This is a genomic window from Pseudarthrobacter sp. NPDC080039 (assembly GCF_040702335.1).
GTDB lineage: Bacteria > Actinomycetota > Actinomycetes > Actinomycetales > Micrococcaceae > Arthrobacter > Arthrobacter enclensis_A.
The window spans coordinates 75,238-98,930 of record NZ_JBFBKY010000002.1; the positions used below are offsets into that span (position 1 = coordinate 75,238).

Sequence of the window (23,693 nt, forward strand, 5' to 3'; positions counted from 1 at the left end):
AATGTGTCCGGTGCGTAAAAGAGACCTAACGCCGCACGAAATGTCCCCGTGATGCAGAAGTTAAGTTGGCGAAACAATTGGGAAACTGAGGCGAAACTGCCCCTCCCTAGGCTGGAGGCACAAGCTGCAGAGCACCGTCTGCGGCCCATGCGAAAGGCCCACAGTGACCGAACAGACTTCAAGCACAGAGACTCCGCGCCGCATCGTCGTCGCCGGCGGCGGCCCCGCGGCCCACCGTTTTGCGGACGCCATGCATGCCCGGGGCCTCGACGGCTGGCATGTCACGGTCCTCACCGAGGAAGCCCACCTCCCCTACGACCGGGTGGCACTCTCGAAGGCCCTCACCGATACCGGGGTGGACCTCACCCTGGGCACAGCCTCCATGTGGGAGCACGGATCGCTGGTCCTGAAGACCGGCGAGCGGGTGGTGAAAATCAACGCAGGCGCCAAGACGGTGGAAACCGCTGCAGGGAACAGCTATCCGTATGACGAACTGGTGGTGGCCACCGGCTCCGACGCCGTGCGCCTGCCCATTCCCGGCGCCGACAAGGCCCACGTCTACCGCACCCTCGAAGATGTGTGGGCCATCAACAAAGCCATCGCGGAGCTGACCGAAAAGCTCGGCCGCAAAATCAACGCCGTGACCATCGGCGGCGGCCTCCTGGGACTCGAATCGGCTGCCGGCACCGAGCAGCTGGGTGCCACGCCCGTGGTCATCAACGGTGCGCCGTGGCTGATGAACACCCAGCTGGACGAGGGCGCAGGCCAGGCCCTGGGGCGCCTCATCGAAGCGAAGGGCTTCGAAGTCCACGGCGGCGTGTTCCCCAGCGAAGTTTTGACGGACGACGACGGCCAGGTCACCGGGGTGCTCATGGCGGACGAACGCATCATCCCCGCTGACCTGGTGATTGTGGCGGTCGGCGTCAAGCCCCGCGATGAACTTTTCCGCGCGGCCGAGGGCGGAGAACAGGTGTTCAGTTTGGGTCCCCGCGGCGGCGTGGTCATCAACGACTACTGCGCCACCGAAGTCCCCGGCATCTGGGCCATTGGCGAGGTGGCCAACTTCGGCGGCATGTGCCTCGGCCTGGTGGCCCCGGCCAACACCATGGCCGAGATCGTGGCCGACCGGCTGCACGGCGGCGACGCCACCTTCCCCGGCTTCGACACCGCCACCAAGCTGAAGCTGTCCGGGGTGGACGTGGCCAGCTTCGGCGACGCCTTCGCCAGGACAGAACACGCGCTGGAGATCGTGTACGCGGACCCTGCCCGCGGCGTCTACCAGAAGATCGTCACCACCGACGACGCCAAGACCCTCCTGGGCGGCATCTTCGTGGGTGACGCGTCTCCGTACATGAGCCTGCGGCCGCTCCTGGGCCGCGAACTTCCCGCAGAGCCCGGCGCCTTCCTCAGCGCGGCAGGCGGCGGCGAAGCTCCCGAGACCGAACTCCCGGATGACGCCACGCTGTGCTCCTGCAACAACGTCACCGCCGGCACCATCCGCGACGCCATCAACGGCTGCGGCGCATGCGAGGGCAATGCCCCGGTCCAGGAACTCGGGGAGCTGAAGGGCTGCACCCGTGCCGGCACCCAGTGCGGTTCCTGCGTGCCCATGCTGAAGAAGCTGCTGGAAACGGAGCTGACCAAGTCCGGCGTCGAGGTCTCCAAGGCCTTGTGCGAGCACATTGAACTGTCCCGCCAGGAGCTGTTCGACGCCATCCGCGTCCTGGAACTGACCTCCTTCGAGGAGATCATGGCCAAGTACGGCACGGGAGCGGGCTGCGACATCTGCAAGCCCACCATCGCCAACATCCTGGCCAGCCAGAACAGCGCCTACGTCCTGGACGCCGGCCGCGGCACCCTGCAGGACACCAACGACCGCGCCCTGGCCAACATGCAGAAGGACGGCACCTACTCGGTGGTCCCCCGCATCGCCGGCGGTGAGATCACCCCCAAGAAGCTTGGCGTGATCGCCGCCGTTGCCGAGAAGTACGGCCTCTACACCAAAATCACCGGCGGCCAGCGGATCGACATGTTCGGCGCACGCCTGGAGCAGCTGCCCGAGATCTGGAAGGAACTTGTGGACGCCGGCTTCGAGTCCGGCCAGGCCTATGGCAAGAGCCTGCGCACGGTGAAGTCCTGTGTCGGTTCCACCTGGTGCCGCTTCGGCGTCCAGGACTCCGTGGCGATGGCGATCAAGCTGGAGCTGCGCTACCGCGGCCTGCGCAGCCCGCACAAGCTCAAAATGGGTGTCTCCGGCTGCGCCCGTGAGTGCGCCGAGGCCCGCGGCAAGGATGTGGGCGTGATCGCCACCGCGGACGGCTGGAACCTGTACGTCGGCGGAAACGGCGGCGCCACCCCCGCGCACGCCCAGCTGCTGGCCAAGGACCTGGACGACGAGACCCTGATCAAGTACATCGACCGCTACTTCATGTACTACATCCGCACCGCGGACCGGCTGCAGCGCACGGCGCGCTGGCAGGAAGAACTCGACGGCGGCATCAAGCACGTCGAGGACGTGGTGGTCAAGGACACCCTGGGCATCGCCGAGGAGCTGGAAGCCGCCATGGCCAAGCATGTGGACACCTACGTCGATGAATGGGCCGACACCCTGAAGGACCCCGAGCGGCTCCGCCGGTTCCGTTCCTTCGTCAACGCCCCGGACCAGAAGGACGACTCCATCACCTTCGTCCCGGACGAGCGCGGCCAGATGCGTCCCGCCACCCCCGAGGAAAAAGGCAAAGTCCTGATCGGCTCTTCCATCCCGGTCCGCGCCGCCACACCGGAAACCATTGGAAACGAGGCATAGCCATGCAGCTCAGTATCGACCTCACCGGCCGGGACGTCCTGGTGACCGGCACCCACGCCGCCGCGCGGCAGGCGGTGCGGCGGTACCAGGCCGCGGGCGCCGTCGTCCACCGCCTCATCAGCCCGTACGACGCCGGGCAGCCCGCCCAGGTGCCGCAGGGGACATTCCTGGTGGCCGCCGTCGAGGACGGCCAGCCCGGGTGGGCTGCCCTCCTGGACCGCTGCCGGGAAGCCGGCATTCCCGTCGCCGCCGAACCGGCCGCTGGCCCCGCGGGCCACGTAACGCTGGTGGGCGGCGGCCCGGGCACCAGCGACCTGCTCACCGTGGCGGCCGTCAAGGCGCTCCGGGACGCCGACGTCGTGTTTTACGACCGACTGGCCCCGTACCAGGAACTGCCGCTGCTGACCTCCGCAGAACTGGTGGACGTTGGAAAGAAGCCAGGGCACCACAAGGTCAGCCAGTCGGACATCGAGAAGCTGATGGTGGAAAGCGCACTGGCAGGCAACAACGTTGTCCGGCTCAAGGGCGGTGACCCCTACGTGTTCGGCCGCGGCGGCGAGGAAGTTGCCGCCTGCGTGGCAGCGGGCGTCAAGGTCCAGGTGGTCTCCGGCGTGACCAGCGCCATCTCCGTGCCGGCCGCGGCAGGCATCCCCGTCACCCACCGGGAAGTCAGCCACATGTTCACAGTGGTCTCCGGGCACGCGCCGCTCACCGAAAAGGAACACCGGCACCTGGCCGGCCTGGGCGGCACCATCGTGGTGCTGATGGGCATTGGAACCCTCCACCAGCTCGCCGCGGGCCTGCGCCGTGCCGGAATGCGCCCTGACATGCCCATGGCAGTGGTGGAGCGGGGCTACCGGCCCGGCCAGCGCACCACCATCGCAGACCTCGGCACCATCGCATCCGCCGCCGCCGGCTGCAGCAACCCGGCCGTGCTGGTCATCGGCGAGGTGGTGCGGGTGGCTGAGGCCAACCGCGGGCATGCCCACGCCGCCGCCGACCTGGACATGCTGGCGGCCTCGCTGCTGGGATCATGAAAGGATTGACCCCCATGACCGCACTTGCCCCGGCCAAACAGACGCAGCCCGAACCACCGCAGGCTGACGAAGCTCCAGAAGCTGCCGAATCGCCGCTGGAGGGGTTCCGCATCGGAGTGACGTCTGACCGGCGGTCCCGCGACCTGATCGAAGCCCTTGAGCGCCGCGGCGCCGAGGTGCTGCACGCCCCCGCGCTGAAGATCGCTCCCGTCCAGGAGGATATGCGCCTCATCGAGGACACCAAGGCCGTCATCGCCGCCAAGCCGGACCTGTGCATCGCCACCACCGCCTACGGGATGCGCCGCTGGTGCGAGGCTGCGGACTCCTTCGGCATCGGCGACGAACTGCTGGACACGCTGGGGAACTGCCGCATGTTCGTCAGGGGACCGAAGGCACGCGGTGCGGTGCGCGCGGCAGGCCTTGCCGACGTCGGCATCAGCAGCGACGAAACCACCTCCACCCTGGTGGACATGCTGCTCACTGAGGGAGTCCGCGGCAAAACCGTCGCCATGCAGCTGCACGGTTATACAGATGTCCGCCAGATCGAACGCCTGCGCATGTCCGGCGCCACCGTCCTGACCGTCACGCCCTACCGCTGGGTTAAGCCCGACGGCGAGGACAAGCTTCCACGGCTGATCGAAGCTGCCTGCAGCGGCAACCTGGACGTCCTCACCTTCACCAGCGCCCCTGCGGTGGACGCCATGTGGAGCACTGCGCACGAAATGGGCCTGTACAAGCAGCTGGTGGAGAGCCTGAAACTGAACGTCACCACCGCCGTCGTGGGACCGGTGACTGCGCAGCCGCTCCTGGATGCGGGCGTCACGCCGCTGATCCCGGAACGGTTCCGCATGGGTGCGCTCATCCGGCTGGTGTGCGAGCACCTGGCCCTGAACCATGTCCGGCGGCTGGACACCCGCTCGGGGAACATCGAGCTGCGCGGCCGCAGCCTGCGCATCGACGGCCAGCAGGTGGAGCTGGCCCCCGCCCCCCTGCTGCTCCTGCGCGCCCTGCTTGGCGCCGGCGGTGCGGTCCTGTCCCGCGAATCCCTCTCCGACCTGCTGGAACTCCGGGGCTCGGTGCACGCGCTGGACATGACCGTGAGCCGCCTTCGCTCATCGCTGCCGGACGGAAAGCTGATCGAGACCGTGGTCAAGCGGGGGTACCGGATCCGCGTCTAGCAGCACCTCCGAACGTGGTTTGGCAGCGGCGAATGTGTCGACTTCCCCATCGATGAGAGGTGCGTCACGGGTTCTGTTACCGGCCGGTAAATACTGGCGAACAAGGGGTCCGGAAACGGCAACCGACGGGTAACACAACCGAAAAAGCAGGGCCCTACGCTGGGTTCCATCACGAAGTTCCGGCCGGTTCCCGGCCGCCAGCGAAAGGGCCAGCACATGTCCGCTCCGGCACCCTCAACATCCGCTTCCGCCGCAACCCGCATCGTCATCGCCGGTGCCGGTCCCGCCGCCCAGGCCCTGGTGGCACAGCTCGACCGCGCACAGTTCACCGGGACCATCACGGTACTAAGCAACCGCGATGACGCACCTGGGGAGCTGCTGGAGCTGGCCATGCTTCCCCAGGTTTCCGTGCGGTTCGGCCAGCCCGCCAGCCACATCGACGCCGTCAACCGCACCGTGGCCACCGCGGATGGCATGGAATTCGCCTACGACCAACTGGTCATCGCCACCGGTTCGGCCCCCGTGGCCGGGCCTGTGGACGGCGCCGCGCAGTGCCTGAGCTACGCCACCATCGACGACGCACCCCGCATCGCGAAGAGCGTGCAGAAGGTAGCCCGGGAGCTCGGGCGCCGCCCGGTGGGGATCCTGGTGGGAACCGGCGCCGCGGCCGGACAGGCCGAGGCGGTCCTGCGGGCCAAGGGCGTACGGCCCATCCGCACCACGGCCCGCCCTTCCGCCGTCATCCCGGCCGTCGTCGCCGGATCGGCTCCCCGGACGGCCGCAACCGCGGTGGTCTTCGAGGACGGCAGCAGCATGACCGGAGACCTCGTGGTCCTGGCCGAGGAACGGGTGTCCCGTGACGGCCTGGCCGCCAGCGCGGGCCTGCGCACCGCTCCGGGAGGCGGCATCGTGATCACCCGCGACTACCGGACCTCCGTCCCGGGAATCTGGGCCATCGGCGACGCCGCAGCGTTCGACGGCGTCCGGCTGGGGCTGCTGGTGGCGGCCTCTTCGGCGGCAGGCGCCTGCGCCACCCAGCTGCTGACGGCAACCTCGGCAGCCCCGGTCCTCCAGGCGGCCGCCTGAGCGGGTGCTGCTCCCGGCGCCCTCCGCTGTGACAAGATGGTTTCCGAAACCGAGCCAACGCCGGGCCCACAAGGCCCTTCGAGAGGACCATCATGAGCAACGAAGCCACCGTTCACGCCGCCACCGCCGGTCCGGCCGCGGCCACGAACATTGCCTCCTACATCGACCACACGCTGCTCAAGCCCGAAGCCTCCGAAGCCGATGTCCTGAAGGTCTGCGCCGAGGCGGCGGAGTACGGGTTCAAGTCCGTCTGCGTGAACCCCATCTGGGTCAAGACGGTCACCACCGCGCTCAAGGGCTCGGGCGTCCTCACCTGCTCCGTGGTGGGCTTCCCGCTGGGGGCCACCCCCACCGATGTGAAGTCGTTCGAAGCCCGCGGCGCCGTGCTGGACGGTGCCGACGAAATTGACATGGTGATCAACATCGCCGCCGCGAGGGCAGGTGACAAGGGCGCCCTGGTGGAGGATATCGCGGCTGTGGCAGAGACCGTCCATGCCAGCGGCGCCATCCTGAAGGTCATCATCGAAACAGCGCTCCTGACGGATGGGCAGAAGGTGCTGGCGTGCCAGGCGGCAGTGGAGGCCGGGGCGGACTTCGTGAAGACCTCCACGGGCTTCAACGGCGGGGGTGCAACTGTTGAAGACGTGGCCCTGATGCGCCGGACCGTCGGCCCGGACCTGGGGGTCAAGGCCTCCGGCGGCGTACGGTCGCTGGCGGACGCGCAGGCTATGATTGCAGCAGGTGCAACACGAATTGGTGCCAGCTCCGGAATTGCCATCGTCAAGGGTGAACAGGGTTCAGCCGCTTACTGACCGGAACCGCGAGCCGCCACAGATCACGCCCCGCGGGGCCGAGGAGGAACACATGTCCAGCCAGATCAACCCGTCCAGCCAGGACACGGCGTCCAACCGTGAATACGTCCGGACCCCGCAGAACGAGAACAAGCTCGGCGGCAGCATCGTGCTCTTCGTGATCTGCTTCGCCCTGTTCCTGGGCGCCATCTACTCGCTGTCCTTCCTCAGCCTGGGCAACCCCTGGCCGATGGCCGTCTGCCTGATCCTCTTCGCGCTGGCCTTCTGGCTTCCGCAGACCATTTTCGGCCGCTCCGACTCCGCGGGCGAGCACTAGGCCCAAACAACTCCCACCCAGTTGGGACAGGCATCAGAAGCAGCCAGGACCCCGGACATCGTCCGGGGTCCTTTGCTGTCTGTCAGTTCCCGGGCGCTAGAACCAGAGCCTGATCCAGGCCCCCGCGGCAGCGGCCACACGGCCCCAGTGGTGCTGGGCGATGGCCCAGCCGGATACTGACATGCCCACCATGGCGTAGGCGCTCACAGGGATCAGCACCAGCCACTCCCGTTTGGAGCCGGCCCGCCCCAGCAGGGGTACGGACAGGGCGCCGTTGGGCCGCCATACGTTCCGCAGGAGGGGCAGCCGGCGCAGCACCTTCGGGGGCCGGAGTACCAGCGGCCACAGCAGCGGCACTCCCCCGGTGGTGATCAAATCACCGACGATGTGCACCACCACGCCGATCAGCATCGAGGTGGGCAGCCACGTCCACTGCTCCGGCGCGTAGACGGTGACCAGACCGGCCATCACCAGCGCGAAGATCCAGTTCGAGATGAACCCGCTTTTGGGAAACAGTTTCAGCGCCTTCGCGGCAATATTGATCAGGAACATGCACAACAGGCCGGCGCCGATGGACAGCCGGCCCCAGCCGGTGTCCATGTGGACCTGCGAGGCCAGTCCGGCCAGGAACACGAAGAACGCCGCCCCAAGGATGGAGTGCGTGCCCTGGCGGTGGCCGCCGCTGGCGTTTTCAATGCCCCGCGCGATCACGTTGGAGAGCGGCGGCAGGGAATGGGCCACCGTGCTGGAGCGGTGGTCCCAGTCGCAGACCAGGGCTGTGCCCGCGGTGGCCATGCCGCCGATCAGGATGCCCGTGGGATCCAGCGGATACCAACCCAGGGTGTAGGGGCCGGTGGACGCAACAGCTACCCACGCCGCGGCTCCCGACGCGGCGTGGTGTCCTCCCATCAAGTGTTAACTCACCGCCAGCGGGGCGTCGGAGAAGATGTTCCGGATCACGCCGTTGGCCCACTCCAGGATCTCGGCGTCCTGCAGGTCCCGGCCCCCGATCCGCGCTGTCTTGGGCTTGGGGATCAGGACCGCGTCCAGCGCAGGCTTGGCCTGCGACCCCGGGTACATCCGGTTCAGCCGCATGGTCTTGGACTCGGGGAGCGTGGCCGGGGAGAACTTGATGAAGTTTCCCTGCAGCGCCACGTCGGACAGGCCGGCTTCCCGGGCGCCAACCCGGAACCGCGCCACCGCCACCAGGTTCTGCGCCGGCAGGGGCAGTTCACCGTAGCGGTCCACCAGCTCCGCCTGGACCTCGTCGATGGCCTCGTTGGTGAGGGCCGCGGCGAGCTTCCGGTAGGCCTCCAGGCGCAGCCGCTCCCCCGGGACATAGTCATGCGGCAGATGCGCGTTGACCGGCAGCTCGATCTTCATCTCCGCGGCCTTCTCCTCGGCTTCGCCGCGGAAATCAGCCACGGCCTCGCCCACCAGCCGGATATACAGGTCGAAGCCCACGCCCTGGATGTGGCCCGATTGTTCGCCGCCCAGCAGGTTGCCGGCGCCGCGGATCTCCAGGTCTTTCATGGCCAGCTGCATGCCGGCGCCGAGCTCGTTGTGCGCGGCCACGGCCTTGAGCCGTTCGAGCGCCACCTCGCCCAGCGGCTTCTCGGACGGGTACAGGAAGTACGCGTAGGCACGCTCGCGGCCGCGGCCAACACGGCCGCGCAGCTGGTGCAGCTGGGACAGCCCGTACTTGTCCGCGCCGTCCACGATCAGGGTGTTGGCGTTGGAGATGTCCAGGCCGGTCTCGATGATGGTGGTGCAGACCAGCACATCGAACCGGCGCTCCCAGAAATCGACGATGATCTGTTCCAGCCGGCTTTCGGACATTTTGCCGTGCGCCACCTCCACACGCGCCTCGGGCACCAGTTCGCGGATCCTGGCCGCGGTCCGCTCGATGGTGGACACCCGGTTGTGGACCAGGAACACCTGGCCTTCGCGCATCAGTTCGCGCCGGATGGCGGCAGAGGTCTGCTTGTCCGTGTAGGGCCCCACATAGGTCAGGACGGGATGGCGTTCTTCCGGCGGAGTGGCCAGGGTGGAGGTTTCGCGGATCCCGGTGAGGGACATTTCAAGGGTCCGGGGAATCGGCGTGGCGCTCATGGCCAGCACGTCCACGTTGGTGCGCATCTTCTTCAGCGCCTCCTTGTGTTCGACGCCGAACCGCTGTTCCTCGTCCACGATCACCAGGCCCAGGTCCTTGAACTCGAAGTCCTTGGACAGCAGGCGGTGCGTGCCGATCACCACGTCCACGGCCCCGCTCTTGACGCCTTCCGCCGTTTCCTTGGACTCCTTGGCGGACTGGAACCGGGACAGCGGCTTCACCCGCACGGGGAAGCCGGAGAAGCGTTCGGTGAAGGTTTCGTAGTGCTGCTGGGCCAGCAGGGTGGTGGGCACCAGCACGGCCACCTGCTTGCCGTCCTGGACGGCCTTGAAGGCTGCGCGCACCGCGATTTCGGTCTTGCCGTAGCCCACGTCGCCGGACACCAGGCGGTCCATGGGGATCTCCCGCTCCATGTCCGCCTTGACCTCGTTAATGGTGGTCAGCTGGTCCGGGGTCTCCACGTACGGGAACGCTTCCTCCAGTTCCCGCTGCCAAGGGGTATCGGGGGCAAAGGCGTGGCCGCGGGAGGCCATCCGGGCCGAGTACAGCCGGATCAGCTCGCCGGCGATCTCCTTGACGGCCTTGCGGGCTTTGGACTTGGTGCTGGCCCAGTCAGCGCCGCCCATCTTGCTCAGGACCGGGGTGTCGCCGCCCACGTAACGGGTCACCTGGTCCAACTGGTCCGTAGGCACGAACAGCCGGTCGCCGGGGGCGCCGCGCTTGGCGGGCGCATATTCCAGCACGAGGTATTCACGCACGCCGTCACCGCCGCCTGCCACCTTGCGCTGGATGAGTTCCACGAACCGGCCGATGCCGTGCTGTTCGTGGACCACGTGGTCCCCCGCCACCAGCTGCAGGGGGTCGACGGCGTTGCGCCGCTTGGAGGGCATGCGCCGCATGTCCTTGGTGGACCCGGCGGAGGTGCGGCCCAGCAGGTCGGCTTCGGTGAGCAGGCCGAGCTTGAGCCCATCCAGGACAAAACCACGGCCGACGGCGGCAGTGGTCACTTCGATGATGCCCGCCTGCGGCTCGTGGTCCAGGCTGTCCACCCGGGCGCACGGAATGTCGTTCTCGTGGAACAGCTCGGCCAGGCGCTGGGCCGGGCCCGGACCTTCGGTGGCCACCACGATCCGCCACTGGTCCCGGACGTGGGAGCCGATGAAGTCCATCATCTCCGCGACGTCACCCTGGTAGCCCCGGGGTTCGCGGGCGTGCAGGTTCAGCACATCGATCTCGGGCAGCAGTTCGGCGTCCTGCGCCAACGACGTGATGGACCACCAGGACACCCCGTGCCCCAGCGCAGAGCCGCGCGTTTCGGCCAGGGACCGGAAGCTCGCCGAGTGCAGGGCCGCACTGGCCTGCGAGCTGAGGTCCAAAGGTGCCGCCCCGCCGTCGGACGCCGTGGACCAGGCCGCCTCGAGGAACTCCTCATTGGTGGCGGCCAGGTCATGGGCGCGTGTACGGACCTTCTCCGGTTCAATCACCACTGCAATGGAATCGGCCGGCAGTTGGTCCACGAACGGAACCATCGCGTCCACCAGCACCGGTGCCAGGGACTCCATGCCCTCCACGGCGATGCCGCCGGCGATCTTTTCCAGCATGTCAGCCGCCGCGGGAAGCTGGGCCTTCAGGGTGGCGGCGCGGGACATGACGGAAGGGGTGATGAGGATTTCGCGGCAGGGCGGGGCATGCAGCTCCGTGGGGTGGTGGATTCCGGGTGCTGACAGCGAGCGCTGGTCGGCCACGGCAAACCACCGCATCTGGTCCACTTCGTCCCCGAAGAACTCCACCCGGATGGGGTGGTCCTCGGTAGGCGGGAAGACGTCGATGATGCCGCCGCGGACGGCGAACTCGCCGCGGTGGGTCACCATGTCCACCCGTGCATAGGCGGCGTCGGCGAGGCTCTTCACCACGTCGGTGAACGGAACGTCCTGGCCCACTTTCAGGGTGACCGGAACCAGGTCGCCCAGGCCGGCCACCACCGGCTGGACCACGGCGCGGACGGGCGCGACGACGACGCGCAGCCTGCCCGCCGTCGAACTTTCCGGATGTGCCAGGCGGCGCAGGACGGACAGGCGCCGGCCCACGGTGTCCGAGCGCGGCGACAGCCGCTCGTGCGGGAGTGTCTCCCAGCTGGGGAACTCGGCCACCGAGTCGGCGGGCAGGTAGGCGCGCAGGGCCGCGGACAGGTCCTCCGCTTCCCGGCCGGTGGCGGTGACTGCCAGCACCACGCCCGGCGCACCGCCTTCTGCCGCCGCCGCGAGCCCGTCCGCCATCTCCGCCAGCAGCACCGGGCGCAGGCCTGCAGGGGCGCTGATCTGGTAATCCTGCCCGCGGACCGCGAAGCCACGGGCAGCCTCTGCCCGGACGCGGGCGAAGGTCTGGTCCGGCGCCAGGGCGCGGCGCAATCCGTCGAGCGACGGGCGCGGGACGCCGGACGTGCCCGTGCTGGATGTGCCGGCGGCGGACTGGCCGGGAAGACTCATGGCAGAAGCTCCTGTGGTGTTCATCGAAGGCAAGCAGGCAACGCGAAAACCCGAAATTCGCTGCGAATCCCGGGTACTCCCAGCCTACCGCGCAGGAACGACATGGCAGCGCGGCACAAACCTCCTGGGAATACATCTAAGCTGGCAGCACCGGGCTTCCCGCCGGGCCTTCTCCGCCGGAGCAGCCGTCCTGACCGGCCGCCGCTCCGAATTCCAAGGGACGAACAGGAGCAAGCATGACCGCAATGAGTGCCCAGCCAACACCAACGACCGTCCTTGTCACCGGCGCCACCGGCTACATCGGCGGCCGCCTGGTGCCCAGGCTCCTCGAGGCCGGCCACACCGTGAAGGTCCTGGTCCGCTCCCCCGACAAGATCGCCGGCGTCCCGTGGCGGGACAAAGTCGAGGTGGTGGAAAGCAGCCTGGACGACGGCGACGCCCTCCGCGAAGCCCTGGCCGGCGTCGACGTCTTCTACTACCTGGTGCACTCGATGGCCGCCGGGGCGGGATTCGAGGCGAAGGAACAGGCCATGGCCCGGACGGCCGCCGACGCAGCTGCCGCCGCGGGCGTGCGGCGGATCGTCTACCTTGGCGGCCTGCACCCGCAGGGCGTGGAGCTTTCCATGCACATGCGCTCACGTGAGGCAGTGGGCAAGGTGTTCCTGGACAGCCCGGTGGACGCCATTGTGTTCCAGGCCGGCGTGGTGATCGGCTCCGGCTCGGCCTCCTTCGAGATGATCCGGCACCTCTCGGAAACGCTGCCGCTGATGCCCGCGCCCAGCTGGGTGCGGAACCGGATCGAGGCCATTGCGGTGCGCGATGTCCTCTACTACCTGGTGTCCGCCGCGTCGCTGGAGGGCCCGATCAACCGGACCTTCGACATCGGCTGCCGGCAGGTGCTGACCTATGCGGGCATGATGAAGGAGTACGCGGCTGAAGCGGGACTGCCCTACCGCGTAGTGCTGGCCCTGCCGGTGCCGGCGCCCAAACTGGCAGGTATGTGGGTGGCCCTGACCACCCCCATCCCGCTCTCCATGGCCGTTCCCCTGGTCCAGTCCCTGCAGCATGATGCCGTGTCCAATGAGCACGACATCGACCAGTACATTCCCCAGCCCGACGGCGGCCTGACGCCCTACCGGACAGCGGTGGCCCTGGCGCTGGGCAAGGAGCGGGACGGACAGGTGGAAACCACCTGGGCCAATGCCGGCGCCGACTCCGATCCGCTGCCCAGCGACCCGGAGTGGGCCGGGCACAAGGTGTACATCGACGAACGGACGTTCCACGGCGATGTGGACCCCGCCCACGTGTGGACCATCATTGAGGGCATTGGCGGCCGGAACGGCTGGTACTCCCTGCCCCTGGCCTGGCAGGTCCGGGGGTGGCTGGACAAGCTCACCGGCGGTGCAGGCCTGCTCCGCGGCCGCCGGCACCCGCACACGCTGGCCGCAGGAGAGGTTGTGGACTGGTGGCGGGTGGAACGGATCGAACACGGCAGGCTGCTGCGGCTGCGGGCGGAGATGCGGGCGCCGGGACGGGCGTGGCTTGAGCTGTCCGTGGAGCCCGACGGCGGGGGCAGCCGCTACCGGCAGCGCGCCATTTTCTTTCCCAAGGGATTGAGCGGACGGCTCTACTGGCTGGCTGTGCTTCCCTTCCACAGCCTGATCTTCCCGGCCATGGCACGGAACATCACCACGGCGGCGCAGGAACTGGCCGATGCGGACCGCGCCCAGGTGAGACCGTAGGATGTTGGAGGCTTAATCCATTCCCCACGTCCCAGGAGGACCCATGGCGCTGAGCGCAACCACCACCCTTCCGCATTCCGTCGACAGCGTGGCCGCTGTGCTGGTGAACGAGGATTTCCAGCGCCACGTCAGCCAACTGGTGGGCGGCAGCCTGGAATCCTTCACCGTGGACGGAGACATTGCAGGCGCATTCAACGCCACCTCAGTGCGCACCCTTCCCACCACCCGCCTCCCGGAAATCGCCCGCAAATTCGTGGGCGAGCACCTCAAAGTGACCCAGGTGGAAAACTGGGAAGCGCCCGCCGCAGATGGCTCGCGCCAGAGCAACATCTCCCTGAAGATCGCAGGCGCCCCGGTGGACGTCACCGCCGTGCAGCGGCTGGTGGCCGACGCCGGCGGAACCCGGGTGGAGCTTGAGGGCGCCGTAAAGTCCTCCGTTCCGTTCCTCGGCGGCAAGATCGCCGACGCCGCGGAGCCCATGGTGGCCAAGGCACTGAACCTGCAGGCCGCACAGGCACAGGCCTGGCTGGAAAGCCACTAACCCGTGCAGCTTCCCGTCTTCGCCGCCCTGGTCCTGATCGTGGCCGGCATCTGGTCCCTGGTGGTCTGGCCGCAGTTCCTGCGCCGGGTGATGAAGGATCCCCGCGCCCGCGATGCGGCCGGAAAAGCAACAAAATTCCTGACCGTCCATGTGGTGCTGGTCAGCATCTCCATGGTGCTGGGACTCGCTACCGCTGTGATTGGCGTCCTCGGCCTGATCGGCTGACGGAAACTGACAGAAAAGCCCGGGCCTTCCTCCTGATGGATGAAGGCCCGGGCTGCTTGCGTTTCGGGCTCAGGCGGCCTGGTTGAGGGCGTCTTCGGCGGCGACCCAGGAAATCATGGCGCACTTGACCCTCGCGGCATACCGGGCCACGCCCTCGAACGCGGCGGCATCTCCCAGCAGCTCGGGATCGGCATGGACCTTGCCGCGCGAGCGGAGCACCTCCCGGAAGCTGTCGATAACCTCATGCAGTTCTGCCACGGTCATGCCCTGGGCAAGGTCGGTGAGGACGGAGGCGGAGGCCATGGAGATGGAGCAGCCCGCCCCGTCCCAGGCGACCTGCGCCACTTTGCCGTCCTGCACCGCGAGCCGAAGGGTCACTTCGTCCCCGCACACCGGGTTGAGCTGGTGCGACTGCCCGGTTGATGTGCCCTGGGGCGCTTCCGTCGCGGCGAGGCCGCTGCCATGGCGGGCCTTGGAATGGTCCAGGATGATCTGCTGGTACAGCTGGTCGAGGCTCATGGTGCTACCTTTCGTCTTCTCCGCTACGCGCGGAAGTAGGCCCGGACGCCGGCCACGGCTTCGAGGAAGCGGTCCACGTCGTCCGTGGTGTTGTAGAGGTAGGCGCTGGCCCGGGTAGTGGCCGTCAGTCCGAGCCGCCGGTGCAGGGGTTGGGCGCAGTGGTGACCCACACGGACCGCGATTCCGCGGGAGTCCAGGAACTGCCCCACGTCGTGTGCGTGGACGCCCTCGACGTCGAACGCGGCCAGGCCGATCCGCTCTTTTCCGGCGGCCGGGCCGAGGACCCTGATGCCGGGAATGCTTTCGAGTCCGGACACCATGCGCTGGCCCAGTTCGGCCTCCCATGCGTGGATGCGCTCCAGTCCGGTCTCGGTGAGGTAGTTGGCGGCGGCTGCCATGGCCACCGCTTGGGAAATCCGCTGCGTGCCGGCTTCGAAGCGTTGCGGCGCCGGAAGGTACTCGGCCCGCTCCATGGTGACCGTGGTGATCATTGATCCGCCGGTCAGGAACGGCGGCAGGATGTCCAGTAGCTCCTGCCGTCCATAGAGCACGCCGATTCCGGTGGGAGCCAGCATTTTGTGGCCGGAGAAGACTGCGAAGTCCACGCCGAGTTCCTTGACGTTCAGGGGCAGATGCGGTGCGGACTGGCAGGCGTCCAGGACCACCAGGGCTCCTGCGCTGTGGCCCAGGGCTGTCAGTTCCGTTACGGGGTTGATGATGCCAAGGACGTTTGACGCGTGCGTGAAGGCCAGGACCTTGGTGCGGGCGCCGATGATCGCCGCGGCCTGGTCCATGCGGAGGCTGCCGTCGTCTGCGATGGGGATGTACCGGAGCGTCGCCCCGGTGCGGAACGCCAGTTCCTGCCAGGGAATGAGGTTGGCGTGGTGTTCCATCTCGGTCACCACGATCTCGTCGCCCGGGTTCAGCGCCAGTTCCTTGAGCCCCCGGTCACCGCGATCCTGGGCCGCCCACAAACCGGCATTGGACAGCGCGTAGGAGAGGAGGTTCAGTCCTTCCGTGGCGTTGGATGTCCAGATGGTTTCCTCGTAGTCCGCACCAATAAAGTCGGCAATCGTCTGCCGGGCATCTTCGAAGGCCTCGGTAGCCTCGACTGCAAGATGGTGGGCTCCCCGATGAACCGCGGCGTTGCGCTGTTCGTAGAATTCCTGTTCGGCCTCGATGACGCTGGCCGGGTTCTGGGACGTGGCGCCGGAGTCGAGGTAGACCAGCGGCTGTCCGTTGACCAGTTGGTTGAGGACCGGGAAGTCGTTCCTGATGCGCAGCACCTCGGCGTTGTCAATGGCAGGTACGGCGCGTTCCAGTGTGGCTGGCGTTGATACTACGGCCAAAACGAACTCCTTGGGCTGCCAATGTCTGACATCCAATTGTCCCACACACGGCGGTGGCGGCCGCCCCGGAGGGGTAGCCGCCACCGCTGCCCCGGGCTTCAGCCGAGGGAGCAGAGGGCCGGCGACGGCTGGGGGGAGAGTCTCGGTCTCAGAAGACTCTGACGTCGCCGGCCCCGTCCATGCCCGGTCCGCGGGGACCGGAAAATTGAAAGGGCCTCAATGTGTCCGTGTGGCTGCTCTGCGGCCTCCAGCCTGCCGCTTTGCTTTGCCTCCTTAAGTAAATCCGGGAGTGCCCTCCCGTACACGAGTAGGGAGTACTCGATTCCTCCCGCCCGTACTACTAGCCCTCGGTGCTCCTACGCGCTGTAAGACCCGGGGCCGGCGGTTCAGGACGCTTCCGCTGCGGGGGCGCACGCGGAAACCAGGCGCCGGGCGCCTGGGCGGCTTGCTTTGGGAAGCGCCTACTTGGGGAGTGCCGATTCCAGTTCGTCGCGGCTGCGGACGCCGAGCTTGACGTAGGTGCGGTACAGGTGGCCTTCAACCGTCCGGACCGACACCATCAGCCGCTGCGCAATCTCCCTGTCGGTGAGGCCCTGCACGGCCAGTTCAACGATGTCCTGTTCCCGGCGGGTGAGCCGGATGGTGGGTGCCGCCGCTATGAAGCGTCCTTCACGGAAGCGCTCACCGAGTTCGTGGTCGCACTTCTCCCGCTGGGCAACCGCCTGCCGCGACCGGCGGCGTTCGCCGGCCTGCTCCAGTACGGTGCTCGCACGCGCGTAGGCCTCCCGGGCCAGGTTGGCAAAGCCTGCCTCCTCCAGCGAGGCAGCCGTCGCCATGAGAGTGTCGCCGTCGGCGTTTTCCCATGCGGTGGCCAGCGTCAGCATTGACTCAGCCCACCGGCCTTCCACTTCCCTGGCCACTGCCTGGACCATGGGAACCACCGAAGGGTCCCCAAGGTCCCAGCACATGGCCAGGACTTCCAGGAGGTTTCCGCTCCTGGCGGAGGCCTCCGTGGTGGTCATCAACGTCTGCAGGGCCGCCAGGCCCTTGCCGTCACGGGCCAGATATTCGCCGGCCGCTGCCACGTAGGCTTCTGCGGGAAGATCATGCGCAGGCCAGCCGGTATCGGCATCCTTGTGATCCTGTTCCAGGCGTTTTGCCTGCTCGGAATCTCCGAGCCGTGCCGCGGCGTAGAAGCCTAGGGCGGTGCCAAAGCGATACAGGTGCAGCGGGTCATTCAGCCTAAGCGCTTCGACGGCGGGCAGCAGGACCTGGTAGGCGCGCTCCATCCTGCCCTGCCGCAGCAGCGAGTAGCCCTGGAGCAGTTGGAGGCTGCCATTGAAGGTGGCCGCGCCCTGTGCATGGCCGGCCGCGTAGTGGTTGATTTCCCGCTCTGCCGACTCCCATTCACCCATGGCGAGGTAATCCGAGACGAGCCGTCCCAACACGAACTCCGGGAAGAAGAACAGGCTGTCTTCCAGCGGGGGCAGCTCCGAAGCAGCCAACAGGGCCGCCTCAAGTCCCTGGACCGGCCGCCCCGCTGCGGCAAGGGCATGGGCCAGGAGACCCTCGGCCAGGGCGCGGAGGGGTTCTGCCCCGAGTGCCGGCGGGCGTGTGCGCACGGCCTCCACTTCGTCACCCAGCGCCTGGACGTTCACCTCGGCCCCCAGATGAAGCAGGTGCAGGAGCTCTTCCTGCCAGCTCTTTTCGGCGTCGCTGCCGGGCACGATGTGCTTTTCGACGTCCCCGGCAACCATATCCAGGGGGTGCCCGACGCCCTGGTGCGCGGAGACCCGGAGCAACAGCACGGCGGGCCCCTGGGCGTCGTCGGCCAGCGGAAGCCAACATTCATCGAGGAGGGCAGCGGCCTGGTGGTAAGCGCCTTCGTTGTAGAAGGCGCGGGCCTGGATCGCCTGGGCAAGCGGAACCAACGCGGGCAGGTGAATCCGCGCCGCAATGGTCCGCGCGCTCTGGTTGCGGAACCTGAACAGCGCTTCTTTGGCCGCCGCCAGCATCTCCTCATCACTGACCCGGACGCCGCACTCAAGGGCCCACTCCACGGACCTCAGCCGCCCTTCCCCCTGCAGCAGGGCCGGGTCCTGGTGCGCTTTGACCTTTTCCAGCAGTTGAAGGCTGCGGGAGACCGACACGGTATTCCTGATGGCCCCGGCAAAGAGGCCGTTCCACATGGAAAGCTCGGCCGGAACGCCCGGCGCTTCGACGATCATCTGCTGGTCCAGGAGTGAGCGGACCACTGCTGCACCGCTGATGTCTTCGATGACTTTCCTGCCCACCGGGCCGGCCAGGGCAATGAGCTTCAGCGCTTCCTGTTCCTCGGGCCGTCGCCGGAGGTGGTCTTTGGCAACCACCGCTGCCAGCCGTGCCCCGTCGGAGGGCAGCGCGCCCAGGAGCATCCAGATTCCGTTGCGCTTTGCAAGGACGCCTGCCTCCGCTGAATCGTGGAGCAGGGCATCAAGGATCCGCGGATTGCCACCCGAGGCGTTCCAGATGGCGTCCACCGTTGCGCCGGGGACCGTCCCGTCGAGAGCGTGTTCCAGGACCTCCTCAACCTGTTCCCGGTTGAGGGGGCGCAGGTCCACCCGTTCGGCCAGGCCGTCGTACCAAAGCTGGTCAAGCGGCTGGGGCAGGCCCGGGCGGGGACGGGCGGCCGCCACCACCGTTGCCCAGCCGGCCGAAATCACTTCAGCCAGCACGCCGGCCGAAGCATCGTCCAGGTGGTGGGCATCGTCCACGGCAAGCAGCACTGCCGTCCCGTTGCCGGCCTTCAACTTCTCAAAGTATGACCACATCGACCGGAGCACAGCCACGGGCGAGACGGATTCCTCCGCCGTGAGTTCCCCCGTGTAAGGAGTCAGGACACCGAACGGGACGCCGGCCAGGGCCGAACTGGCATGGATGCGCAGAATGGTCATGTTCCCTGCAAGGCGGTCCGTCACCGCGTCAGTCACCGCCGACTTTCCAATGCCGGGGCCGGCCATGATGAACACAGCGTGGTGGGTTCCGGCCCCAAGCATTGCGCAGATGCGGTCCACCGGCTCACGGCGGCCGGTCAGGAGCCGGTGTGGGGACGAAGGCCTGTGGCCGTTAGACGAGTCCAGTCAGATCACCCCTTGAAGTCACGCCAAGCTTGGTGAAGACCTGGTATAGGTGGCCTTCGACGGTGCGGACGGAAACCCCCATCTCCATGGCGATGTCCCGGTTGGATGCTCCACGTCCGGCCATCCGGGCAATCTGCCGCTCCCGGCTGGTCAGGAGCGGGCTTCCGCTGCTGGGCACGATGGGGAGGTTGGCCACGGTGGCCGCCAGGATGTCAAGCCTCGCCTGTGCGGTCCTCGCCGAAAGGGCGTCCCCGTCCTGGCGGGCGAAGTCCACGGCCAACGCCATGCACCTGGCCTCGACGGCGTCGAGTTCCAACGTGGCAGCGAGTTCGCCGCCTGCCAGGAGGGACTTGGCGTCCTTCGTCCTGCTTCCGACGGCGATCAGTCGGGAGACTTCGGCCAGCGGGCCCTGCCGGTGGCCAGCAATCTCCTCGAGAAGCCGGAAGTCGGCGTCGCTCCCGTTCACGGTTGCCGCCAGCAGTGAGATGCCTGCCACCGTGTACCTTCCCGCTTCCAGGTTCCGACGGGCTGCCTGCTTCAATCCCGCGACAGCCTCCGCATCCCCCAGCCAGCGCCCGGCGACGAGGGCGCAGAAATCGACGATGCATTCCGTGACGAACCCCGAGCGGCCTGGCATCCGTTGCAGTTTGGCGAGGTGTTTGCGGGCCATGGCCGCATTGCCCGTCTGGGCGTAGGCCAACGCCGTGGCTGCATACGCTGTGCGCAGCGCGGACTGGACCGGCTGCAGCTCCAACTGGGCAGTGGCGGAAATCAAGGGCTCCAAGGCGGCCTCGCCACGGCCGGAAAAAGCGAAGGCGACGCCGGCCGCGAGTTCGGTGGCCGCGCTGCGGTACGGAAGCCGGTGCAGCTGGCCGGAGCTGAAGGGGCTGAGGAGGTCGATGCAGCGCCGCCACTGGCCGGCCATGAGCAGAACGACGTAAGCCTCCCTTGTGTAGCGCTCCCGCAGGCCCACGATGTGCGAGGCATCGGTGAGTTGACCCCCCAACTGGCGCATGAGGCCAAGGGCGTCCATTTCGCGTCCCGTCAACGCAAGGGCGCCCATCAGGATGATCGCGGCCTGGATCCGGAACGCGGTGTCAGGGTTGGCGTCAGGATCGGCCGCCTGCTCGAGCGCCGGGATCATGGCTGCAAAGTCACCGGCGTGGGCACGGTACTCGAATTCGCTCAACGCGATGCGGTTGGCAGCCACCGAAGCGGGCTCGGGCCAGGAGGAATGCCGGGCTGCCGGGTCCAGGTGTTCGCGCGCGTCCGCCAGGAGCTCCGGGACCCGGGCCGCCCGTTCCGGAATGGAGAGCATCACCCGCGCCTTCGCGGCGACCACCTGGGCGTACTCGTCGGGGTCGAGGGCCTGGAGCTCGGGCTGGGAGATGTCTTCCAGGGCGGACAGCGCCTGGACCGGCATGTCCAGCTGGAGATACGCGGCAGCTTTTTGCCGTTGCGCGGACGCCCACTGGGCGTCCGACCGCTGAAGCATGCCGGCGTAGGCCAGGGCAAAACGGGGGTCGAAGAGCTGGACTGCTGCCTGGGCGGCCGCGAGCGCCAGCGGCGGGCTCAGTTCGGCCTCGCACTCGTGGGTCCAGGCGGCGAAGGACATCAGTTCTTCCACGGTCATGAACGCCGGGTCCGGCTCCTCGCCACCAAGCAACATACTGCGGAGTTCACGACGGCGCGAAATACTCAGCCAGGTCCTGACGACGTCCCCGATGTATTTCTCCCGCAGCGACACCCAACGATATTCGGAATCGTCGATCTCCAGCAGGCCGCCGTCCTCCATGTCGGCAATGACATCCGAACCATAGATGGCGGTAAGGCTGGCCAGTTCCACCCGCCGTGCGCAGGAGAGCATCTCGATGACTTCCCGGGTTTCGGGTGTTTCCCGTGACCAGCGGGAGCGGACGATGTCATCCAGGCTCGCTGCGCCGTCCAGCACCACCTTGTCCCGCAGTGTCCAGACAGAGTCCGACAGGACCAGGTTGCCGGAGAGCTGCTGTTCTGTGACCAGGGCTTTGAGCAGCAAGGGATTCCCGCCCACCATCTGGTGGTAGGTGCTGACCAGCGAGGAAGCTACGCGGTGCCCCAGGAGGGACAGCAGGACCTGCCGCGTTTGGAGTTCGTTGAGGTTGCTCAGCCGTACTTCGGTCAGCTTCCGGTCCGTCAACAGCCAGTGGAAATCCGCCGGCAGGTCGCTGGAGTTGGGCGCGACCGCGACGATCTTTGCCGTACCGGTCAGCAGGACGTTCAGCAGCACCCCCGCACTCATGTCGTCGATGCTGGCAGACGTGTCCAGGGTAATGATGCAGGGCCTGCCCGCGGCGTCGCTGCGGATCAACGACGTGATGCCGCGAAGGATGGCCGTGGGCGACCCCATGTAAGCCTGCGGCAGCCTTGCCAACAGGAATGAAAGGCAACCGTAGGGCGTGGTGGACCCGGCAGGGCCGCTGCGCAGCTGCAGGGACCAAATGTTGGGACCGAGGTCCGCCACTGCGGCGCGGGCAAGGGAGGACTTCCCCACTCCCCTGGCTCCGGTGATGACGACGCCCAGTGAATCCTGGCTGGTCAGGGCGGTGCGGACGGCGTCGAGGTTGACGCTTCGAGCAGGCATGGACCATTGCTGGCCCTCCGGCGCCGTGGAGGGGGGCGTGGGCAGCACGTCACCGTGAGGTGTTGACCCACGTCCCCAGCTGAGTGGCTCGATTGACATGAACTTTTCCCCTACATCCTGCATTAGCGGGATGTAGCCCCATTGCTCCCCCGCATAGGAAGAAGAGTACCTCGTGCCACAGACAAGGAAACAGGGTCAAAGGGAACTTTTACGATTCCGGCGCGCGTGATCCTGACTTGGCCGGATGGAACCTCTGCTGCGCGGCGGTCAGCCCTTCCTTGAGCAGGGACTCGACGGCGTCGGCGGCATCATCGAGCAGGAAGGGCAATTCCTTCTTCTCCACAGTGCCGAAATCCCGCAGTACGTAGTCTGCGGTGTCCATCCTGCCGGGCGGCCGTCCCACACCTACGCGCACCCTCAAGTAGTCCTTGGTGCCCAGCGCCTTGGAGATGTCTCGAAGCCCGTTGTGGCCGCCTTCCCCGCCGCCGAGCTTGAGTTTGACCGTGTTGAAGGGGATGTCTATCTCGTCATGGACGGCCACCACATGGTCTGCCGGGATGCCGTAGAAGCCGGCGAGGGAAGAAACCGGGCCGCCCGAGACGTTCATGTAGCTCATCGGTTTGGCCAGGACCACCCGGGGGCCGCCGATGCCCAGCCGGCCCTCCAGGACCTGGGCGCGGGCTTTGTGCGTCTTGAATCCCGCCCCGATCCGGCCGGCAAGTTCATCGAGCACCATCTGGCCCACGTTGTGCCTGTTGCCTTGGTACTGGGTGCCGGGGTTGCCGAGGCCAACGATCAGCCAGGTGTCTGTCATGGAATCAATCCTATTGATGCGGTGTGGGTGGACCGGAAACTGCGGGGAGGGACACCGCAGGCGGAAACGAACAGTGGCCGGACCCATGCGGGTCCGGCCACTGCGCAAACTGCGGAATGGTTACTCGGCTGCGGCTTCTTCGGCTGCAGGAGCTTCCCCTGCTCCGGCCTCGGCGGGAGCTTCGGTTTCTGCTTCCTCGGCGATTTCGACGGCCTCGGAGATGTTCACCACGAGCGCTTCGGCGTCGGTCAGGAGGACCGTCCCCTTGGGCAGCACCAGGTCGGAGCCGTGGATGTGCTCGCCGGCAGCGCGGCCTTCGATGTTGACGACGACGGACTCGGGGAGGTGCGTGGCCTCCGCTTCGAGGGACACAACGGTCAGTTCCAGGTTGTGCACGGTGCCGGGTGCGGTTTCGCCCTCGACGTGGACAGGAACGTCAACCGTGACCTTCTCGCCCTGGCGGACGGTCAGGAGGTCGATGTGCTCGATGATCTGCTTTACGGGATCGCGCTGAACATCCTTGACCAGGGCCAGGTGGCCTTCGCCGTTGATGTCCAGGGACAGCAGGGCGTTGGGGGTGCGGACGGCCAGGGTGGTGGCCTTTGCCGGCAGGGTCACATGGATGGGCTCTGCACCGTGGCCGTAGATGACGGCAGGGATCTGGTGGTTCGCACGGGCGCGGCGGGCGTAGCCCTTGCCGAATTCGGTGCGCAGTTCTGCTGCGAGCTTCTGCTCAGACATGGATATCTCCTTGAAGACTAAACGGTGTTCAGCAAGGGCGGAGGTCTGATGTGACCTTCAACGCCGGGCGGCCGGAAGGCGGCCCTTCAAGAAGGCGGTCCCCACGGGGACCAGCAGACCCAGTCGATAACGGAGGCTATGCCCTCCCTCGCCAAGGTATCGGGAAACAGCCTACCAGTCGCGGGC

General features: G+C 67.4%; 17 protein-coding genes. 9 read left to right on the forward strand and 8 right to left on the reverse strand.

Going from position 1 to position 23,693, the window contains the following annotated elements:
• The first annotated feature begins 163 nt into the window (after nt 1–163).
• The 6 genes from nirB to AB0313_RS02325 all read left to right on the forward strand — a co-directional run bounded on the left by nirB (nt 164) and on the right by AB0313_RS02325 (nt 7,235).
• A complete protein-coding gene (gene nirB / locus AB0313_RS02300; RefSeq protein WP_366303332.1) occupies nt 164–2,806 on the forward strand; it encodes a nitrite reductase large subunit NirB in 2,643 nt (880 codons plus the stop codon).
• Nucleotides 2,807–2,808: 2 nt separating this feature from the next.
• Nucleotides 2,809–3,843: a uroporphyrinogen-III C-methyltransferase gene (gene cobA, locus AB0313_RS02305; protein ID WP_366303334.1), complete on the forward strand. Its 1,035-nt coding sequence runs from the start codon at nt 2,809–2,811 to the stop codon at nt 3,841–3,843.
• Nucleotides 3,844–3,857: 14 nt separating this feature from the next.
• On the forward strand, nt 3,858–5,021 hold the full coding sequence (locus AB0313_RS02310; protein WP_366303336.1) for a uroporphyrinogen-III synthase: 1,164 nt from the start codon (nt 3,858–3,860) through the stop codon (nt 5,019–5,021).
• Between the two features lie 216 nt (nt 5,022–5,237).
• The gene (locus tag AB0313_RS02315) at nt 5,238–6,107 is read left to right on the forward strand and encodes an FAD-dependent oxidoreductase (RefSeq protein WP_366303338.1); all 870 of its coding nucleotides are present in this window, start codon (nt 5,238–5,240) and stop codon (nt 6,105–6,107) included.
• A 92-nt stretch (nt 6,108–6,199) separates the two neighbouring features.
• Nucleotides 6,200–6,919, forward strand: coding sequence for a deoxyribose-phosphate aldolase (gene deoC, locus AB0313_RS02320; protein ID WP_366303340.1), 720 nt, complete (start codon nt 6,200–6,202; stop codon nt 6,917–6,919).
• Between the two features lie 52 nt (nt 6,920–6,971).
• Nucleotides 6,972–7,235: a hypothetical protein gene (locus tag AB0313_RS02325; RefSeq protein WP_307303390.1), complete on the forward strand. Its 264-nt coding sequence runs from the start codon at nt 6,972–6,974 to the stop codon at nt 7,233–7,235.
• Between the two features lie 96 nt (nt 7,236–7,331).
• On the opposite strand, the gene AB0313_RS02330 is transcribed toward AB0313_RS02325, so the two are convergent.
• Both AB0313_RS02330 and mfd read right to left on the reverse strand, forming a co-directional pair.
• Nucleotides 7,332–8,144, reverse strand: a complete 813-nt coding sequence (locus AB0313_RS02330; protein ID WP_141940631.1) for a metal-dependent hydrolase — start codon at nt 8,142–8,144, stop codon at nt 7,332–7,334.
• A 6-nt stretch (nt 8,145–8,150) separates the two neighbouring features.
• Entirely contained in the window at nt 8,151–11,834 is a 3,684-nt protein-coding gene (gene mfd, locus AB0313_RS02335; protein WP_366303343.1) for a transcription-repair coupling factor, read from the reverse strand.
• A 236-nt stretch (nt 11,835–12,070) separates the two neighbouring features.
• On the opposite strand from mfd, the gene AB0313_RS02340 reads away from it, so the two are divergent.
• The 3 genes from AB0313_RS02340 to AB0313_RS02350 are packed head-to-tail and all read left to right on the forward strand — an operon-like array spanning nt 12,071 to nt 14,342.
• Nucleotides 12,071–13,576: an SDR family oxidoreductase gene (locus tag AB0313_RS02340; protein ID WP_366303345.1), complete on the forward strand. Its 1,506-nt coding sequence runs from the start codon at nt 12,071–12,073 to the stop codon at nt 13,574–13,576.
• A gap of 43 nt (nt 13,577–13,619) precedes the next feature.
• A complete protein-coding gene (locus AB0313_RS02345; protein ID WP_141940629.1) occupies nt 13,620–14,117 on the forward strand; it encodes a DUF2505 domain-containing protein in 498 nt (165 codons plus the stop codon).
• A gap of 3 nt (nt 14,118–14,120) precedes the next feature.
• Nucleotides 14,121–14,342 carry an SCO4848 family membrane protein gene (locus AB0313_RS02350; protein ID WP_307303383.1) on the forward strand — a complete coding sequence of 74 codons (222 nt, stop codon included), beginning with the start codon at nt 14,121–14,123 and terminating at the stop codon, nt 14,340–14,342.
• Between the two features lie 69 nt (nt 14,343–14,411).
• Here AB0313_RS02350 and sufU read toward each other — a convergent pair whose 3' ends face one another.
• The 6 genes from sufU to AB0313_RS02380 form a co-directional block, all read right to left on the reverse strand.
• Nucleotides 14,412–14,861: a Fe-S cluster assembly sulfur transfer protein SufU gene (sufU, locus tag AB0313_RS02355; RefSeq protein ID WP_366303347.1), complete on the reverse strand. Its 450-nt coding sequence runs from the start codon at nt 14,859–14,861 to the stop codon at nt 14,412–14,414.
• A 23-nt stretch (nt 14,862–14,884) separates the two neighbouring features.
• A complete protein-coding gene (locus AB0313_RS02360; protein WP_366303349.1) occupies nt 14,885–16,210 on the reverse strand; it encodes a SufS family cysteine desulfurase in 1,326 nt (441 codons plus the stop codon).
• A gap of 461 nt (nt 16,211–16,671) precedes the next feature.
• A complete protein-coding gene (locus AB0313_RS02365) occupies nt 16,672–19,179 on the reverse strand; it encodes a LuxR C-terminal-related transcriptional regulator (protein WP_366303351.1) in 2,508 nt (835 codons plus the stop codon).
• 136 nt (nt 19,180–19,315) lie between these two features.
• On the reverse strand, nt 19,316–21,952 hold the full coding sequence (locus tag AB0313_RS02370) for a LuxR C-terminal-related transcriptional regulator (protein ID WP_366303353.1): 2,637 nt from the start codon (nt 21,950–21,952) through the stop codon (nt 19,316–19,318).
• Between the two features lie 208 nt (nt 21,953–22,160).
• Nucleotides 22,161–22,766: an aminoacyl-tRNA hydrolase gene (gene pth / locus AB0313_RS02375; protein WP_141940624.1), complete on the reverse strand. Its 606-nt coding sequence runs from the start codon at nt 22,764–22,766 to the stop codon at nt 22,161–22,163.
• Nucleotides 22,767–22,886: 120 nt separating this feature from the next.
• The gene (locus tag AB0313_RS02380) at nt 22,887–23,507 is read right to left on the reverse strand and encodes a 50S ribosomal protein L25/general stress protein Ctc (RefSeq protein ID WP_141940623.1); all 621 of its coding nucleotides are present in this window, start codon (nt 23,505–23,507) and stop codon (nt 22,887–22,889) included.
• Nucleotides 23,508–23,693 lie beyond the last annotated feature (186 nt).

Excerpts from the sequence above, each read along its gene's own strand:
- cobA (WP_366303334.1), top strand. The coding sequence starts at position 2,809 with ATGCAGCTCAGTATCGACCTCACCGGCCGGGACGTCCTGGTGACCGGC.
- AB0313_RS02310 (WP_366303336.1), top strand. The coding sequence starts at position 3,858 with ATGACCGCACTTGCCCCGGCCAAACAGACGCAGCCCGAACCACCGCAG.
- AB0313_RS02315 (WP_366303338.1), top strand. The coding sequence starts at position 5,238 with ATGTCCGCTCCGGCACCCTCAACATCCGCTTCCGCCGCAACCCGCATC.
- deoC (WP_366303340.1), top strand. The coding sequence starts at position 6,200 with ATGAGCAACGAAGCCACCGTTCACGCCGCCACCGCCGGTCCGGCCGCG.
- AB0313_RS02325 (WP_307303390.1), top strand. The coding sequence starts at position 6,972 with ATGTCCAGCCAGATCAACCCGTCCAGCCAGGACACGGCGTCCAACCGT.
- AB0313_RS02330 (WP_141940631.1), bottom strand. The coding sequence starts at position 8,144 with ATGGGAGGACACCACGCCGCGTCGGGAGCCGCGGCGTGGGTAGCTGTT.
- mfd (WP_366303343.1), bottom strand. The coding sequence starts at position 11,834 with ATGAGTCTTCCCGGCCAGTCCGCCGCCGGCACATCCAGCACGGGCACG.
- AB0313_RS02340 (WP_366303345.1), top strand. The coding sequence starts at position 12,071 with ATGACCGCAATGAGTGCCCAGCCAACACCAACGACCGTCCTTGTCACC.
- AB0313_RS02345 (WP_141940629.1), top strand. The coding sequence starts at position 13,620 with ATGGCGCTGAGCGCAACCACCACCCTTCCGCATTCCGTCGACAGCGTG.
- sufU (WP_366303347.1), bottom strand. The coding sequence starts at position 14,861 with ATGAGCCTCGACCAGCTGTACCAGCAGATCATCCTGGACCATTCCAAG.
- AB0313_RS02370 (WP_366303353.1), bottom strand. The coding sequence starts at position 21,952 with ATGCCTGCTCGAAGCGTCAACCTCGACGCCGTCCGCACCGCCCTGACC.
- pth (WP_141940624.1), bottom strand. The coding sequence starts at position 22,766 with ATGACAGACACCTGGCTGATCGTTGGCCTCGGCAACCCCGGCACCCAG.
- AB0313_RS02380 (WP_141940623.1), bottom strand. The coding sequence starts at position 23,507 with ATGTCTGAGCAGAAGCTCGCAGCAGAACTGCGCACCGAATTCGGCAAG.